Source organism: Tenuifilum thalassicum (genome assembly GCF_013265555.1).
Lineage (GTDB): Bacteria > Bacteroidota > Bacteroidia > Bacteroidales > Tenuifilaceae > Tenuifilum > Tenuifilum thalassicum.
Genome location: NZ_CP041345.1, coordinates 980893 through 997350, shown reverse-complemented (window position 1 = coordinate 997350; position 16458 = coordinate 980893). Strand labels below are relative to the sequence as shown.

The window sequence follows — 16458 nt, the reverse complement described above, 5'->3', positions numbered from 1 at the left end:
TTTCAGATTGTATCTTTGACATATTGGTCACAGCTAATCGTTGATGCTACCTACATCTTCTCTCGTTGTGAATTGCTTTCAGATTGTATCTTTGACATATTGGTCACAGCTAAGTCTCGTATCATCATTACAGGAGAGATGTTGTGAATTGCTTTCAGATTGTATCTTTGACATATTGGTCACAGCTCTGGTTTTCTTTAAATATGTATGGGTGAAGTTGTGAATTGCTTTCAGATTGTATCTTTGACATATTGGTCACAGCTAAACAAGTATATATAATTGAGTATAATAAGTTGTGAATTGCTTTCAGATTGTATCTTTGACATATTGGTCACAGCATAGGTAAATCTATCTTTCTGTACCTAAGTTTGTTAGACCAGTATTTCGAATAATAAAAGTGACCAATAGAATATCCACAGGAACCTTTTTCTGTGGATTTTTTATTTCTGCCATATGACTTTTCTGACTTAAATGCTTCAGTTTTAAAACAGCTCCAGCTGCTGAGGTTCTGTGCTCGCTTTAATGGGTTTGGTGGAAAGGAAAAGTTCCATGGAACCAAACTGCTTGTCTGTTATACACAATATTCCCACATAGCCATTGGGGGGAAGAAAACTTTTCACGCGTTTAATATGCACGTCGGCATTCTCGCGGCTTGGGCAACACCGAGTGTATATTGAAAACTGGAACATCGAGAAACCATCTTTAAGTAAATTCTTGCGGAACAGCGCATACTGTTTACGCTCCTTTTTGGTTTCGGTTGGCAAATCAAAAAACACTAACACCCACATAACTCGATATTGGTTTAGGCGGTTAAGAGTGGTCATAGATGTTTTGGAATTGAACCCCGACAGGGTTCTGAACTCTGTCGGGGTTTGTATTGAAATTACGAAAATGTTGGATATAGCATTTTACGGCTAGCACCATTGAAGCAATTGTAAAGCGATGCTGTGGTTCGCTGTGTAGCAATCATCAATGGGCTACTTTTCCCATCAATCTTCACATCCATAGCCGGAATAACAAGGAGTTTCGCTTTTATTTCTTTAGTTAGCTGTGTATAATCAAGACCCTCTTTAACTATCTCAAGAACAACTTTATCCACAAAGGGTCTGTAAGGTTCCATGATATCATCGGCAAGGCAAAATGCATTGTAACGGTTATGGTGGTGAATTCCGAGTGTGGGGAGCAACCCGCTAGCCACTAGGCTTCGGGCTACCACCGCACGAAGTATGGCATAGCCATAGTTAAGCAGATTATTGGGTTCATCCTCGTTTCTGCCCCTTGTAAAAATAATATCGTTGATGTAACCCATGTAAAGGTTTTTCCAGTAATAGGCAGCAGCACGGCCCTCGTAGTTATCGGGGTCACCACTTCTTACGCTTCGTGCCCAGTAAAGCATAGGCTCAACATCAACCCCAACAGACTTAAGGAGTGCTGCCTGATTCTGAATTTTAGTCTGTACGGTTTGCTGCCATAACTGTTTTTTAAGCGGAACGCTTGCCGTGAGCTGAACGGCAAAACGTTCGCTTTGAAGCGTGTTGGATTCCAAAGGATACAGCAAACCCGATGGCATATGCCGTTCATTAGTGGTAATAACTGCAGCATTATTTTCCAGTAGTTTATTGAGCAACACGTGGGTTATTGTAATTTGTGGGGAATCAAGAATAACTACTCCAATATCTTCGATTGGTATTGATTTGCTTTCGGTATCACCACCGGGGTATTCAATAACCATTTGCTCATCCCTAGCCTTTAGGTAGGCAGGGTTTCCGAAATAAAGGGTGCGTTTTATCATATCTGTATCATTATGCCACTGACAGGGGTTAAAACCTTGTCAGTGGTCATGAATTATATCAAGGTCAACTATTTTACGATGTACTTCAATAAAATTCTCCTTGCCGTTAAACCACTCCAGCACGGTTTCCCTCTCAACCTTTGTTGGTTTTGTGGAGATAATACTACCATACGATGTCCATGGGTAATTCCTAAAATCATTGGTAAAGCCATGATGAGTGGGATTCTGATGTATATAAACTACAAGGTTTTGTAGGTATTCCTCTGAGGATATTTTTAGACGATGGAAAGGGCGTTCAAACAATGACCCCGTTCTATGCTGTTGCTTGTTAATTGCTTGTGCGTACGAATTAAAAAGATTCGAAAAGTATAGATGAGGCGATTTGAGGGTTTTATTGGAGCTAACCCAAACATGGTTCAAAACCCTGACTGGGTTGGGTAGCGACGTAACAATTACCTCGTTCTCCTCCTTTATCCGTACCAGCAAATGAAAATGGTTCCCCATCAAGCACCAGGCAAAGGTATAGGCTATTGGAGAGATATATTTATCGTATAGCCTAAGAAAATGCAAGTAGTTATCAGGTACATAAAACAATGGTGTGCCGTTAATGCCACGGTTGAAAATGTGGTAGTAACAGCCGTGCTCCAATGGTATGTCCCGGGAATTAGGCATGACGATTAAATTTTTTTTGGCCAGAACACTGACAGGGTTTTAAACCCCGTCAGTGTTATTCCAAGCGATAATATTGCCAATGCAATCAATTTTAACTTTTACTGGATTTAAATTAAATAAAGCCCCCAAACTCTGTATTAAATAGTATCGTTTACTTTTCTTAGAAGCCTCATTGTCTATAAGTTGTGTTTCTACATGATGCCTAAAAACATAATTTTTCATAGAAAGTTTCTGGACTCTATACAATTTTTCACTTATTGCCCTATAGTCTTTATTATCAAGACAATTAGATATTTCTTCTGGTGCCATACCCAGAATAAACATCTCATTCTGCTGCATGCTTACCTCCAAAGTCAGATTAGGCAAAGGGAGTTTCTCAAGGAACTCCTCTGGGTATGTACCCAGGGGTTTTTGTTGAATTTTATCCCAAACTTCATTTGTATTTTTGATTATTACAGGCAATCCAAATTTTTTTCGCTCAACCGCATGCCAGAATGTGCAAACATGTTCATGCTTATTACCCTCGGAATCGGTATATATTGCAATGTGATGATTGTTTCCTGGTTTTACGAAACCAATATTGTTGCCATTCTCATCCTTTTTTACAGGAACAACAGCCGAGAGACCCGTATAGCATCGAACTGTCTTGATTGGTACTGGTAGGCCTTCATCCTCATACCATTTAATCACCTTATCGCCACGCTGCATGTCTTTAAAAGCCTCCTTATGCTTTCCATTAAACTTATTGAGTCTTGCTTGCAATATTTGTTTAATCCGCCCGTCAACAACCTTATCAACTTTATTGAAATTAATATCTACAGGATATTTTATTACATAATCGCTGCTATAACATGAAGCATATTTAAGTAAAACCTGTTTATTCTTATCAATAAACAAAGGCTCTTTCTTCAGCGACGCAATGGCATCTTTGACGTTTTCATATTTTGAAAGTCGTTCCTCAACTAGTTTTTTGATTTTTGGAATCACAATTAGGTCCGGATTTTCAAAAGCATATTTTATTGGCTTGTGTACTGCTGTCTTAATCTTCCCATACACACTTTCTTCGTGCAAGGCTCCTCTTGGTATAATAATGCCTGTTTGTACTACTTTTTTATTACCCTTTTTTCCAACTTTCCTTTTTCCAGTTACGGCAACCTTTTTACCAGCTTTAAACGACACCAAAATTTCTGCGACCTTTTCCTCAACCTCCTTAACGGTAAAAGGCTGTTCGCTTACTATATACTTTTCAAGGAGCGAGAGCTTTTCCTTAAATTCTAAAGATTTTTTCTCAACATCGGCTATCAGGTCTTGTTTGGTTCTACTTGAGTTAAGAGTGTTAAATCGCTGAATATAACCCTGTTTAGTGCAAGCAATAACAAGTGCATCTACTGCATGATGCCTGTGGTCATCGCGTTTACTCCATCCTGTAATAACCTCTTTACTATGCTTACTCTTGCCATGCTCGCTTTCCCACTCCACAAACGAGGTCAACCCTAACTCCTTATACTTGTTGAATTGTAGATTCATCGTCACATCGTCCCAGCCCCATAGCCTCCTTAGCTCTGCGGTAACACTGCCCGATGTAGTCCAAACGTTATGCGATATTGTTTGAAGTATTTCCCTTGCCTTTTTTGCGATATACTGACTTTCCCTTAGCTGTCGGTCAATAAAGTTATTGGGGATTTTGCTCTCGGTCATAAGTAGTTTGTCACGCTTTGCCTTACTTATAACTTTATTGGCATAAAGTTTTGCTACCCTCTCAAGGTAGGCATTAAACAGTTCAGTGGGTTTTGATTTCATGAAATCGTAAGCGGTTAAATCACCCTTCCCTGTGTTACAATGGCGATGTGCAAGGGTTTTATTGCTTTGTGAATCGTCAAATAGTTTCGATTTTGGAATTATATGTTCAATATCAACATCAGCGCCTTTAATTGCTTCAACCAGCGAAATTGGTTGACCACAGTATATACAGATTGCGTTTAACTTCTTATCCTCATTGTCCATTTCCTCATAAAGTCGCCATTTAAGAATATTATTTCGGGTTGCTCTTAGGCCAAACTCTTGCAGTTTTTTAGCGATTTGTTCATTCTCTCTTTCTCTTTTTGTAATATTCAAATATGTTTCATTTCGTTCCTCTTTACTTTGCTTTAACTCTCTAGCTAGCTCAATCCTAATTTCATCGGGTTTCCCATATTTATCAATAATAGCATTGACCACATTCACCATTTGGTTTAATATTTTTTCCACAATGGGTTGCCTGAGCGAGTTTTTTGGAATAGGCTTAAGTTTTTCCTGCAACTCTCTTTTTAGATTTTCATCTTTTGTAAGGGAATTTGAATGGTTATAACCAGCATAGCACATGGCCTCGCTATACTTATCGCCCTCCATTAAATATGGCAATATTTTTCTTAAAGTTTTTGTCGATTTATTGCCAAATCCATGTTTTGTAAAATCGATACTTGCCAGCTTATCAGCAATCTCCTTTTCTATTCCGAATTTATCCTGCAAAACTCTGCTGCACTCATCCTGATCAGAGATTGAGTATATGGTATGCCACAATACAAATAATGGTTCCTTTTCAATTTTAGGATGAATGTACTTTACTGTTTTTTCGTTTATTACTTCGCCAGTGGTGTTATCGTATAGGTATGTTTTTTTACTTGTTTCAATAATATCGAGTTCAAACTTTACTAGATGAGCGTATTTGTGAGCCTCATCAAAGCAATTCAAAATTGCACACTTGGTTGCATTACCAACTATTCCTTTAGCCAATTGCTTATTGAAAAAACATTCATTTTTCTTTAATCCTAGTATTCTAACAATATCGGTGGTGGTTAACTTTTCGTTATTATCCAGATGCTCAAAAAGTGCTCTTTTCTGCTCAAGGGTTATTTCGATGTTATTGCCCTGTTTATTTTCAATTTTAATGTTATTGATGTTTTCCCATATCTTTGCATATTGAAAAATAGGGGAACTTCTGGGGGCGACCTTTGGGCCAACAAAGTACTCTTTACCATCGGGTCCTTTACGCCAGAATCCTTCAAATTCGCATACCGAAACAAGACCTTTCTGGGATTTCAATGGCCTTTGGTAATATATTATTTCATTCCGTATTTTTGAGATTAACTCTTGAGTTAAAATATTAGGATAGTGTTTTTTTTGCTCATTGCAAATAGTATCAAACTCCTCGATATATGCTTCTCGTGGGAAAACCTTCTCCTTAACTCTAAAAAACTGGTCGTTTTGTAATTGTTTGTAAAAGTACTGTCCAATGGTTAGGTTTTGCTCTTTAATCAACTGGTGACGACTTTTTACTGTTGCCACATACTCAGTATCCTTTTTATCCAAATTTGAGTCGCTTCTACTGCTCTTATACCCTCGCTTTTGATTCAACCACAATAAAATTCTTCCTAACTCTGTAAGTGATACTCTTTCGGTTGCCGCTCTATTTCTAAGTTCCCATAGCTGTATCTTTGGAAGTCCTTTTAGTTCATCGGATGGGTACATATTATGCTTAATCAGCTCTTGCACTAAATATTTTCTTCGCAGCTGATAGCGGTCATAACCCTTTCGCATCGTTCGCATTTGTGTTCGGATAGCGTTTCTACTTTCACCCGATCCTTTTTCAAAGTCTTTTCCTTCGGTTCCTTCGTAAGGAATAATTCGGCAACCTAAACCCAGTATTTCGCGGTTAACATTACCATTAATCTCATTTTCTCTAATCAACGCCCAGCCAATTGATGCAGAACCTAAATCAAGTCCTAAAATTCTTTTCATAACATTTGTATTTTTATCATTATCAAATTATATTTGTATAACAATCTGAAGCAATTCACAATAAGGATTATTCCGTTGTGAAAACATTTAAGGCGGGGAAACTCGCCTTCCTTATTTTAATATTAAAATTAATTGATTTTTTTTCAATTAATCAAAAAGGATTAAAAGTCATATTATCCATTATTATCAAAATCCTGCCAACCTGTCAGCCAAAGCTTCAAACCTGTCCGATTACGCCCAAAGTGTGTTAAAAATGTATGCCCGATGGGCCTATTTTCAAACTTTACCCTATCTTGTGCATGGAATTTGAAGCGAAAGAGTTGAAACTATTAACCTTAAAAACATACAGCCATGAACATCAGCAAGAAATGGATAGTAATAGCCATAGTAGCGGCAGTAGTGCTACTCCTTTACAGCTCAATAAAGGGTACCTATAACAACATGGTAACCAAGGATGAGAATGTGAAAGCCCAGTGGGGTAATGTGGAGAACGTATACCAGCGCAGGCTCGATCTTATTCCCAACCTGGTTAATACGGTAAAGGGATATGCCAACTTTGAGCAGCAAACCCTAACCCAGGTGATTGAGGCAAGGGCAAAGGCAACCAGCGTAAACATCAATCCCGACAAGCTCGATGCACAAAGCCTGAAACAGTTTCAATCGGCACAGGGAGAGCTTAGTAGCGCGTTATCGCGATTAATGGTAGTTGTTGAGCGCTATCCCGATCTAAAGGCAAACCAAAACTTTTTAGACCTACAAGCCCAGCTCGAAGGAACAGAAAATCGGATTGCAGTTGAACGCCGCAAGTTTAACGAAATGGTTAAGGATTATAACGCCTATATCAGGAAGTTTCCTAAAAATATCTGGGCAAGCCTGTTTGGTTTTGAAAAGAAAGCTTACTTTGAGGCCGAAGCAGGTGCCGAGAAAGCACCAAAGGTTGACTTTGGTACAAACTAACTCCATTTTTTGCACCCCATGTAATTCTTTAAGTTTAACACAAGTAGGAGTTACATGGGGGTATCATCATTTTTTTCTATATCTAGATTAATGCGCTAGATACTTGCCATCAAACAAAAAAGCAATGAAACCAAAAGATTTCTTCTCTGAAAATCAGAAAAAACTGATAGTATCGGCTATTGAAGAGGCTGAGAAAAACACTTCGGGCGAGATTAGGGTACACGTAGAATGGGAGTGCAAGCTTGACAACCCGCTTGATAGGGCTGCTCAAGTTTTTGCCATGCTAAAAATGCATAAAACCAAGCTTAGAAATGGTGTGCTTTTTTACCTATCGCTAAACGATCATAAGTTTGCCATTCTTGGTGACGCGGGTATAAATAGTAAGGTGCCCGAAAATTTTTGGGATAACATAAAAGAAGCAATGCTAGCAGAGTTTAAGGAAGATAGGTTGGCCGAAGGCTTAGTAAAGGGCATTAAGATGGCTGGCGAACAGCTTTCTACGCATTTCCCTTACAATGCCAAAACCGACATTAACGAGCTAAGCGATGACATATCGTTTGGATAGCCTTTAACTAGGCAGCAAACCAAATACAAGGTTAACTTAAGCGATATGGCAACATAATAACAAACTCTAAATTTAATAACAAATGAAACGATTTTTCTATACCATCCTTTCAATACTAACAATTCTGGGGCCTCTGAAGGCACAAGATATACCCGATCCAATGTCGCCCCCTCGGCTAGTAAATGATTTTGCAGGGGTTCTTAACCGTGAAGAGACGCTAGTGCTAGAGCAAAAGCTAAGGGCCTACCACGATAGCACATCTACTCAAATTTATGTGGTAACCGTTCCTACACTTAACGGGTACGATCCTGCCGACTACGCATTTCAACTTGGTGAAAAATGGGGAGTTGGACAAAAAGGCAAAAATAATGGTATTGTAATACTTATTAAACCGAAAATAGGGAATGAAAGGGGGCAAGCTTTTGTTGCCACAGGATATGGCATGGAAGAGGTTATTCCCGATGCCGTGGCACGCAGGATTGTTGACAATGAAATGATTCCCTATTTCAAACAGAATAGGTATTACAAAGGAATAAATGCTGCAGTAGATGTAATAATAGACCTCGCCTCTGGGCTCTATAGTGCCGATGAATACTACAAGGGCGATTCGCCAATTCCTGGCATCATTTTCTTAATACTCTTTTTCGGGTTTATATTTCTATCTGGTCGCAGGGGTGCAAGAGTCCGTGGTGGAACATTTGCATCAAATCTGCCATTTTGGTTATTACTAGGTTCTATGGGTGGCGGACGCGGAAGCAGTTTTAGCGATTTCTCCTCGGGTTCGGGTAGTTTTGGCGGCTTCTCCGGTGGTGGAGGCGGTAGCTTTGGCGGAGGCGGTGCTGGTGGTAGCTGGTAATATTAATTTTCGCTACTAGTAAGCACAACGCACAACTGCTCTATAAGTATAGCAATTTTCATAATCTAGTAGCAGATAAAACCAATGGTTTCCCATTGGTTTTATCATTTTAAACTATTTTTAGCTAGTCTTCAATTCCCGACCAATCGCTCCAACCAGTAACAGAAATTGTGTTTGTTGTTTCGTCGTAGGTAATGGCAACGGATACCGTTCGTTCATCGCTACCCCAATGTGTTATAGGTAAATCTCTAAATCCGTTATAATTAGGTTGATCGTACAGCATCACCTCATTGCCTGTGCCACCATCAACACCTAATCGATATTCAGCCCATTCTCCATTAGGTAATTTTAAAGTAAAGTAAGTACTTTCACCCGGAACAAGTTTTTGCCCAGCTTGCAGCACATTACTGCTCCAAGTGCCTATGGGTTCTTGGCTCCCGTCAACTGCTCCCCTATTTCGGATTTCTATAGTGGTTATCGTATATAGCGAAGCAGAATCGTTAATAAACTTGACGTAAAGCGAATCATTTGTTGTCTCGTCATTTACTAAGCTATCGCATGATGAAAAGAGTGGAAGAAGAAATCCAACTATTACAAGTACCTTTAAGTTTTTCATCGCAAAAATGTTAGGTTAGCTACTTTTAGTTTGATGAATATTTAAATGGAACACAAATACATACGCATCTTGTGCTTCATATGTTTCTCAAAATCATGATAGGGAAATGATAAACTATTGGAAATTTGATTGGAGAAGCAAGGGATGTTTAAATGATAATTAAAAAAAACGTCCCCAAAAGAGGACGTTGAATATTGTTAATAACCAACACTATTCTTCATCTTGCAGTGAGTCGTCAACCAGAATTCTACCGCAATACTCACAAACAATTACCTTTTTATGCATTTTAATATCGAGCTGACGTTGGGGGGGGATCTTATTAAAACAACCGCCACAAGCATCGCGCTGAACAGTAACCACAGCTAACCCATTTCTTGCATTTGCTCTAATACGTTTGTAAGCAGTAAGAAGACGTGGTTCAATGTTCATGGAGTACTCTTCGCTTAGCTGAATGAGCTCATTTTCCTCTTTTTGAGTTTCGCTGGTTATGCTCTCCAGCTCCTGCTTTTTCTGCTCTAAATCTTTACTCCTTTCTTCAAGCTGCTTTTCTGTTTGCTCAATAAGCAGGTTTTTTTCCTTTATCTGCTGTGTGTATTCTTTAATACGCTTATTACAGAGTTCAATTTCAAGAGTTTGATATTCAATCTCTTTTGTCAAAGAGTCGTACTCCCTATTATTACGAACATTTTTTTGCTGTTCCTCGTACTTTTTAATTAGGGCTTCAGCATCCTTAATCTCGATTTTTTTCTGGTTGATTTGACTCTCAAGCTCCTTGATATCATTCTTAAGATTTTCAACACGAGTTGTTAATCCTTCTATCTCGTCTTCTAAGTCTTCCACCTCAAGAGGTAGTTCGCCTCGTAGCAGTTTGATTTTATCAATTTTGGAATCTACCTGCTGAAGTTTAAACAAAAATCTTAACTTCTCTTCAATGGTGAGTTCAGCATTTTTTTCAGCGGGGTTGATTTTCTCTTTAGCCATAATCTATATGTAGTTAATAGGATTAGTATTCACTTCCGATTTTAAGATTGCAAAATTAGATAATTTTTTTGTAAGTAAGTCATAAAAAATATCAACTGTAAACTGCTCACTTTCAAAATGTCCAATATCTACTATGGAAATGCGATTTTCAGCGTCGAAAAATTGATGGTATTTTACATCGGCAGTGATAAAAACTTGGGCACCTGAAGCAATAGCATCCCTTAGCAGCTCGATTCCACTCCCCCCACAAATTGCCACTTTTGAAACTGAATCAGAAACTGGATTTGTGAACCTCACACACTTTGCGTTAAACTTTTGCTTGACCTGCAATAGAAATTTGTCAAACTCAACGGGTTTAGGAAGTACGCCTACAGCACCTAATCCGGCTTTAGGATAAGGTAATTCAATAGGATAAACATCATAAGCAACCTCTTCGTAGGGATGAGCGTTGAGCATTGCTGAAATGCAGTTTTTAAGTAAATGACGAGGGACAATGGTTTCTACTCTTACTTCGGGTTCAAAGTGGATTTCGCCTTTTTGCCCTACAAATGGATTTGCGGTTTCGTTAGCACGAAACGAACCAAATCCATTAACATTGTATGAGCAAGAGTCGTAATTACCAATTACACCAGCGCCAGCGGAGAAAATGGCATCCCTAACCTTTTGTGCGAAGTCGTTTGGGACAAAGGTGACAAGTTTTACCAGGTTACCATTTATTGGTCTCAGGATTTTAACATCTTCAAGTCCAAGGCGTTGCGCAATCCTATAACTTACACCTCCCTCTACGCTATCGATATTAGTGTGAGAGGCATAAATAGCAATATCGTTTTTTATAGCGTCAAGTACTACCCGTTCCACATAGTTAGAACCATTGAAACGTTTAAGGCCCCTGAAAACGATTGGGTGATGTGCAATAATTAGATTAGCCCCCTTGCTTATAGCCTCCCTAACCACTTCGGGGGTTACATCAATGGAAAGAAGAATTTTATCTACTTCGGAATCCTTACTCCCAACAATTAGTCCTGAATTATCATAATCTTCTTGAAGGGCAAGTGGTGCAAAACCCTCCAGAATAGAAACAATGTCACCTATTTTCATGTGCTACAAGTTAGTTTAAAAGGCCATTAGGTTGATTTTTACCTAACATGGGCATTCATATGGTACTAGTCGAGCATATCTCTGATTTCAACCAGCATCTCCCGAATCTTAGTTAAACTTTCAACAAGCTTAAAGTTTTCGGCAAGGTCCTCTTTTTGAGCCGCAATCTTTTTTCTGGCCCCATCAAGAGTCATGCCCTGTTCTTTAACAAGATGATAAATCAGCTTAAGGTTTTCAATATCCTTTTTAGTAAAATAGCGGTTACCCTTTTTATTTTTATGCGGTTTAATTATATCGAAGTTTTTCTCCCAAAAACGAATCAACGATGTGTTAACCCCAAGCATATCGGCTACTTCGCCAATGGAGTAGTAGTACTTTTCTATTTTTTTTTCTTTATATGGCATTTTTCAAGAATTTACTAGTCGAAGCTCTGGGTAGGTTGCGAAGCAATTTCAACCATTTTTTCGTACTGTTCAGGGGTTAAATCGTTAAAGTAGTAATGAATAGGGTTAACCGGCTTGTCATCTTTTCGGACTTCGTAGTGTAAGTGTGGAGCAACAGATGTACCTGTGTTTCCAACATAACCAATAACTGTTCCTCGTTTAACCCGTTGTCCCACTCTCACTGCAAACTTACTCATATGCGCATAAAGGGTTGAGTATCCAAAGCCATGGTCTATTACAATATGGTTACCATAACCTCTTTGAGCATATCGAGTTTTAACAACAACCCCATCGCCCGTGGCAAATATTTTAGTACCAGTAGGAGCAGTAAAATCCATCCCTGTATGCATTTTAAGCACTTTATAAAACGGATGAATCCGCATGCCAAAGGACGAGGCCACCCTCGTAAGGTCTTTATCGCGAATAGGCATTATTGCGGGTATAGATTTTAGTAGCTTTTCCTTGTTTTTAGCAAGCTCTGAGATCTCATCAAAGGAACGGCTCTGAATGTAAGCCTTTTTGGAAAGTTCATCGAGCTTTTTGGTAGTTTCAACGATAAGCTTACTATTTGATAGCTTTTCAAGTTCGGAGTAGCGATTAGCCCCGCCAATGCCAGCATTACGCACAGAACTAGGAATAGGTTTAGCCTCAAAAATAATCCGATAAATACCCTCGTCGCGCTTTTCCAAATCGGCAATCACAGAGCTAAGATGCTCAATACGCTTACTAATTATCTCGTAGTTAACAAGAAGTTCCTGATTTTCGCGCTTCAACTTTCTAACCTCAGGGGTATCGATAAAAATTGGGAAAACCATATAAGATATAAACCCAATAACAAAAATGGCAATAATGTATTTGGCTACAAGCCAAACTTTTTCGCGTAAGGTTCTTCTCTCTTTAACAAAGACAAGCTGTTCTGGATGAAATTTATACTTTGTCCTTGGCATAACTTACTAATCTAGGAATTGGCTTGAATATCCCTCAAGCATTTTTTGATAGTCCTCTTCGGTCATGTCATTAAAATAGTTAATAGGGTTAACAGGCCGTCCTCTTACAATTACCTCGTAATGGAGATGAGGGCCAGTACTACGACCAGTATTTCCGAGAGTACCAATCATTTCGGCACGCTTAACCTTTTGGCCTACCTTAACATTAATATCATGTAAGTGGGCATATCGGGTTTTATAACCAAAGCCATGATCGACAATTACCTGATTCCCATAACCATGGAAAGAATATCCCGCTTCAACAACAACACCATCGCCAGTGGCATATATTGGGGTACCTATAGGGCCAGCAAAATCTATTCCATTATGTTTTGTCCATCTTCGTGTCAAAGGATGTAAACGCATTCCATAAAAATCGGATATTCTACCTAAATCTTTTACATTAATAGGCTGTATAGCAGGTATACATAGAATCATTTTTTCCTTATTCTTTGCTAAATCGATTACCTCGTCAAACGATTTTGATTGAATGTAAGCACGCCAGGTAAGCTCGTCTAATGAACGTAAAGTTTTTAGTAATATCGCAGAGTTAGATGAATTTGACAACTTGGAATACTTTTGATGGCCACCATAACCACCCATTCTAATAGAAAAAGGAATGGTATCGGCTTCAAAAATTGCTCGGTAAATATTGTTATCCTTTTCCTCTATGGCTGCTAAAGATTGATTTAGCTGCGAGATACGTTTTTGAGCAAGTTCATACTTTAGGTTATACTCCGCGTTAGAGCGTTTTAAGGCGCGCTCTACTGGAGTATCGTAAATTATAGAAAATGAATACCCTAAACCAAGAAAAATGCCTGTATAAAATACCAAATGAATTAGTATCTTTGCAAATCGTTTGTAGAATGGTATTCGAACAACATCGAATGTTAGGGTATGAGGGTTAAATTGATATTTTATTTTTGCCATAGTTTTAACGCTAAATTGCTGCAAAGTAATACACTTTTGACAAACTGCAACAAAACTATGGTAAAAATATTTTTTCAACAAACAAAAAGAGCATTTTTTTTATTTTAAATGGTTAAATAGTTAGTTTTAAATATTTCAATAATAGAATTTTATGACTTCAAAAGAAATTCGCCAAAGATTTTTGGACTTTTTTGCCGAGAAATCGCACCAAATTGTACCATCGGCACCCATGGTTGTTAAGGACGACCCAACCCTTATGTTTACTAATGCTGGGATGAATCAGTTTAAGGATATTTTCCTTGGTAATGCACCTGCAAAATATCCTCGCGTTGCAAATTCTCAAAAGTGTTTGCGAGTGTCGGGCAAGCATAACGATTTAGAAGAGGTTGGGCACGATACTTACCACCACACCATGTTCGAAATGCTTGGGAACTGGTCGTTTGGTGACTACTTTAAGCGCGAAGCCATTGATTGGGCATGGGAATTCCTTGTTGATGTTCTAAAAATTGACAAGAATAGGTTATATGCAACTATTTTTGAGGGCAGCCCTAGCGAGGGAATTGAAAGAGATACTGAAGCGTTAGAATGCTGGAAAAAGCATTTACCTGCAGAAAGAATCTTGCTGGGAAGCAAAAAGGATAACTTTTGGGAAATGGGCGATACCGGACCATGCGGTCCTTGTACCGAGGTTCATATCGACCTACGCGACGAGGCTGAGCGTAAGGCAATTCCTGGTGAGCAAATGGTAAACAAGGGGCATCCACTGGTTATTGAAATTTGGAACCTTGTGTTCATTCAATTCAATCGCAAGGCTAATGGGACTCTTGAACCACTACCCTCACGTCATGTTGACACGGGAATGGGTTTTGAGCGCTTAGCTATGGTTGTTCAGGGGAAAAAGAGCAACTACGACACTGATGTGTTTACCCCAATAATTGACCGCATTTCGCAAATGAGCGGAATCCCTTACGGCTCAAATCCTAAAACCGATGTGGCCATGAGAGTAATTGCTGACCATCTTCGTGCCATTAGCTTCTCCATAGCCGACGGACAACTCCCCTCAAACGTTAAGGCTGGTTATGTAATTCGTCGTATTCTTCGTAGGGCCGTTCGCTATGGTTATACCTTCCTTAACTTCCGCGAACCCTTTATCGATAGTTTAGTTCCCGTACTAGTTGAACAAATGGGCGAGCATTTTCCAGAGCTTAAGGCTCAACAGGATCTTATAATCAATGTAATCAATAAGGAGGAAACCACATTTTTACGCACCTTAGAAACTGGAATTAAACTTCTTGAGCAGCACATTGAAAAGGCAAAGAAGGAAAACAAGAAAGAAATTTCGGGGAAAGATGCATTTATACTTTACGACACCTATGGATTTCCCCTCGACCTCACAGAACTAATATTACGCGAAAATAACCTAAGCGTTAACCGCGAGGAATTTGATGCCGAAATGGCTAACCAGAAAGAGCGCTCAAGGGCTGATGCTGCCGTTGAAGCCGATGATTGGATTACAGTAAACGAATCCGATAAAGTTGAGTTTGTTGGCTATGATACATTAAAAACTGATACGCGCATTTTACGTATGCGTACTGTAAAAGCTAAAGGCAAGGAGCAGTACCATGTAGTACTTGAAAAAACACCATTTTATGCTGAATCGGGAGGCCAGGTTGGCGATTCGGGTACCCTTGAAAGCGATTCAGAAACCCTAAAGGTGCTTAATACTTTTAAAGAAAACAACCTTATTATACATCTAGTTGACAAGCTGCCACAAACCCCCAACGTACCGTTCTTTGCTACTGTAAACTATGAAAAAAGGATTCGTACTGCGAACAACCACTCTGCAACACACCTACTTCATAATGCCTTACGAGCAGTACTTGGAACCCATGTAGAGCAAAAAGGCTCATTGGTACATCCCGATTACCTCCGATTCGACTTTTCGCATTTCCAAAAAATGACTGATGAGGAAATTCGACAGGTAGAAAAAAGGGTAAATAAGATAATAAGACAGAACATACAGCTTGAGGAACATCGTGAAGTGCCAATTGAAAATGCCCAACAAATGGGGGCCATGGCTCTTTTTGGCGAGAAATATGGCGAAAAGGTAAGAGTAATAAAATTTGGTGAATCGGTTGAGCTTTGTGGAGGAACTCACACAAAAGCTACTGGCAACATTGGTTACTTTAAGATAATTTCTGAAGGTGCAATTGCCGCTAGTGTACGTCGAATTGAGGCCATTACTGGTGAAAAAGCCGAAGACTATGTTTACACTCAAATCGATACAATTAATGAAATTAAATCGATACTAGGCAATCCTTCGAATGTTGTGAAAGCTGCCTCAAAACTTGTAGATGATAATAAAAAGCTAAAGGAAACACTCGAAAGCCTTGAGGCAGAAAAGCTAAAATCGGTAAAAGCTGCGCTTAAGGCTAAAGTAGTTGAGAAAAATGGCGTCAACATAATTTGCGAAAAGGTTAGCATTGGAAATGCTGATGCACTTAAGGACCTATCGTTCCAGCTAAAGAATGAGATACCTAACCTGTACCTTGTGCTAGGAACCGAAGCAAACGGGAAGGCCCTTCTATCAGTAATGATAAATGAATCGTTGGTAGAAAAACATGGTTTGAATGCCTCTAACATAGTAAGGGAAGCAGCCAAAGAGATTAAAGGAGGTGGTGGCGGACAGCCATTCTACGCAACTGCAGGAGGGAAAAATCCCGATGGCCTAGACAAGGCAATTGCAAAAGCCAAGGAAGCTATAAGTTAAAAAAAAGGAGGCTGG

Annotated in this window: 14 protein-coding genes and 1 CRISPR repeat array (1 of these 15 only partly in view); of the genes, 4 read left to right on the top strand and 10 right to left on the bottom strand. The window is 39.1% G+C overall.

Features of this window, described 5'->3' with window-relative positions:
- Positions 1-338: a CRISPR direct-repeat array (repeat unit 46 nt; unit sequence GTTGTGAATTGCTTTCAGATTGTATCTTTGACATATTGGTCACAGC); it reaches 620 nt to the left of the window's first position.
- 144 nt (positions 339-482) lie between these two features.
- Genes cas2 through cas9 form a run of 4 tightly spaced genes read right to left on the bottom strand, consistent with a single transcriptional unit; the run spans position 483 to position 6241 of the window.
- Complete coding sequence (gene cas2 / locus FHG85_RS04110; RefSeq protein ID WP_173073264.1) at positions 483-824, bottom strand: CRISPR-associated endonuclease Cas2; 342 nt, start codon at positions 822-824, stop codon at positions 483-485.
- A gap of 59 nt (positions 825-883) precedes the next feature.
- Positions 884-1792, bottom strand: coding sequence for a type II CRISPR-associated endonuclease Cas1 (gene cas1 / locus FHG85_RS04105; protein WP_173073262.1), 909 nt, complete (start codon positions 1790-1792; stop codon positions 884-886).
- Between the two features lie 39 nt (positions 1793-1831).
- Positions 1832-2464 (bottom strand): hypothetical protein, encoded by a 633-nt coding sequence (locus FHG85_RS04100; protein ID WP_173073260.1) that lies wholly within the window; start codon positions 2462-2464, stop codon positions 1832-1834.
- Positions 2465-2503: 39 nt separating this feature from the next.
- A complete protein-coding gene (cas9, locus tag FHG85_RS04095; RefSeq protein ID WP_173073258.1) occupies positions 2504-6241 on the bottom strand; it encodes a type II CRISPR RNA-guided endonuclease Cas9 in 3738 nt (1245 codons plus the stop codon).
- Between the two features lie 351 nt (positions 6242-6592).
- On the opposite strand from cas9, the gene FHG85_RS04090 reads away from it, so the two are divergent.
- The 3 genes from FHG85_RS04090 to FHG85_RS04080 all read left to right on the top strand — a co-directional run bounded on the left by FHG85_RS04090 (position 6593) and on the right by FHG85_RS04080 (position 8619).
- Positions 6593-7198 carry a LemA family protein gene (locus FHG85_RS04090; RefSeq protein ID WP_173073256.1) on the top strand — a complete coding sequence of 202 codons (606 nt, stop codon included), beginning with the start codon at positions 6593-6595 and terminating at the stop codon, positions 7196-7198.
- 124 nt (positions 7199-7322) lie between these two features.
- Positions 7323-7763: a TPM domain-containing protein gene (locus FHG85_RS04085; protein ID WP_173073254.1), complete on the top strand. Its 441-nt coding sequence runs from the start codon at positions 7323-7325 to the stop codon at positions 7761-7763.
- Positions 7764-7845: 82 nt separating this feature from the next.
- Entirely contained in the window at positions 7846-8619 is a 774-nt protein-coding gene (locus FHG85_RS04080; protein WP_173073252.1) for a TPM domain-containing protein, read from the top strand.
- A gap of 124 nt (positions 8620-8743) precedes the next feature.
- On the opposite strand, the gene FHG85_RS04075 is transcribed toward FHG85_RS04080, so the two are convergent.
- From FHG85_RS04075 to FHG85_RS13345, 6 genes are all read right to left on the bottom strand, one after another.
- Complete coding sequence (locus FHG85_RS04075; protein WP_173073249.1) at positions 8744-9235, bottom strand: hypothetical protein; 492 nt, start codon at positions 9233-9235, stop codon at positions 8744-8746.
- Positions 9236-9445: 210 nt separating this feature from the next.
- Positions 9446-10216 carry a zinc ribbon domain-containing protein gene (locus FHG85_RS04070; protein WP_173073247.1) on the bottom strand — a complete coding sequence of 257 codons (771 nt, stop codon included), beginning with the start codon at positions 10214-10216 and terminating at the stop codon, positions 9446-9448.
- A 3-nt stretch (positions 10217-10219) separates the two neighbouring features.
- Entirely contained in the window at positions 10220-11314 is a 1095-nt protein-coding gene (locus tag FHG85_RS04065) for a Nif3-like dinuclear metal center hexameric protein (RefSeq protein ID WP_173073245.1), read from the bottom strand.
- A gap of 65 nt (positions 11315-11379) precedes the next feature.
- The gene (locus FHG85_RS04060) at positions 11380-11718 is read right to left on the bottom strand and encodes a MerR family transcriptional regulator (RefSeq protein ID WP_173073243.1); all 339 of its coding nucleotides are present in this window, start codon (positions 11716-11718) and stop codon (positions 11380-11382) included.
- Positions 11719-11732: 14 nt separating this feature from the next.
- Entirely contained in the window at positions 11733-12704 is a 972-nt protein-coding gene (locus tag FHG85_RS04055; RefSeq protein ID WP_173073241.1) for a M23 family metallopeptidase, read from the bottom strand.
- A gap of 6 nt (positions 12705-12710) precedes the next feature.
- Entirely contained in the window at positions 12711-13673 is a 963-nt protein-coding gene (locus FHG85_RS13345) for a M23 family metallopeptidase (protein ID WP_173073239.1), read from the bottom strand.
- A gap of 151 nt (positions 13674-13824) precedes the next feature.
- On the opposite strand from FHG85_RS13345, the gene alaS reads away from it, so the two are divergent.
- On the top strand, positions 13825-16443 hold the full coding sequence (alaS, locus tag FHG85_RS04045) for an alanine--tRNA ligase (RefSeq protein WP_173073237.1): 2619 nt from the start codon (positions 13825-13827) through the stop codon (positions 16441-16443).
- The last annotated feature ends 15 nt before the right edge of the window (positions 16444-16458 follow it).

Excerpts from the sequence above, each read along its gene's own strand:
- cas2 (WP_173073264.1), bottom strand. The coding sequence starts at position 824 with ATGACCACTCTTAACCGCCTAAACCAATATCGAGTTATGTGGGTGTTA.
- cas1 (WP_173073262.1), bottom strand. The coding sequence starts at position 1,792 with ATGATAAAACGCACCCTTTATTTCGGAAACCCTGCCTACCTAAAGGCT.
- FHG85_RS04100 (WP_173073260.1), bottom strand. The coding sequence starts at position 2,464 with ATGCCTAATTCCCGGGACATACCATTGGAGCACGGCTGTTACTACCAC.
- cas9 (WP_173073258.1), bottom strand. The coding sequence starts at position 6,241 with ATGAAAAGAATTTTAGGACTTGATTTAGGTTCTGCATCAATTGGCTGG.
- FHG85_RS04090 (WP_173073256.1), top strand. The coding sequence starts at position 6,593 with ATGAACATCAGCAAGAAATGGATAGTAATAGCCATAGTAGCGGCAGTA.
- FHG85_RS04085 (WP_173073254.1), top strand. The coding sequence starts at position 7,323 with ATGAAACCAAAAGATTTCTTCTCTGAAAATCAGAAAAAACTGATAGTA.
- FHG85_RS04080 (WP_173073252.1), top strand. The coding sequence starts at position 7,846 with ATGAAACGATTTTTCTATACCATCCTTTCAATACTAACAATTCTGGGG.
- FHG85_RS04075 (WP_173073249.1), bottom strand. The coding sequence starts at position 9,235 with ATGAAAAACTTAAAGGTACTTGTAATAGTTGGATTTCTTCTTCCACTC.
- FHG85_RS04070 (WP_173073247.1), bottom strand. The coding sequence starts at position 10,216 with ATGGCTAAAGAGAAAATCAACCCCGCTGAAAAAAATGCTGAACTCACC.
- FHG85_RS04065 (WP_173073245.1), bottom strand. The coding sequence starts at position 11,314 with ATGAAAATAGGTGACATTGTTTCTATTCTGGAGGGTTTTGCACCACTT.
- FHG85_RS04060 (WP_173073243.1), bottom strand. The coding sequence starts at position 11,718 with ATGCCATATAAAGAAAAAAAAATAGAAAAGTACTACTACTCCATTGGC.
- FHG85_RS04055 (WP_173073241.1), bottom strand. The coding sequence starts at position 12,704 with ATGCCAAGGACAAAGTATAAATTTCATCCAGAACAGCTTGTCTTTGTT.
- FHG85_RS13345 (WP_173073239.1), bottom strand. The coding sequence starts at position 13,673 with ATGGCAAAAATAAAATATCAATTTAACCCTCATACCCTAACATTCGAT.
- alaS (WP_173073237.1), top strand. The coding sequence starts at position 13,825 with ATGACTTCAAAAGAAATTCGCCAAAGATTTTTGGACTTTTTTGCCGAG.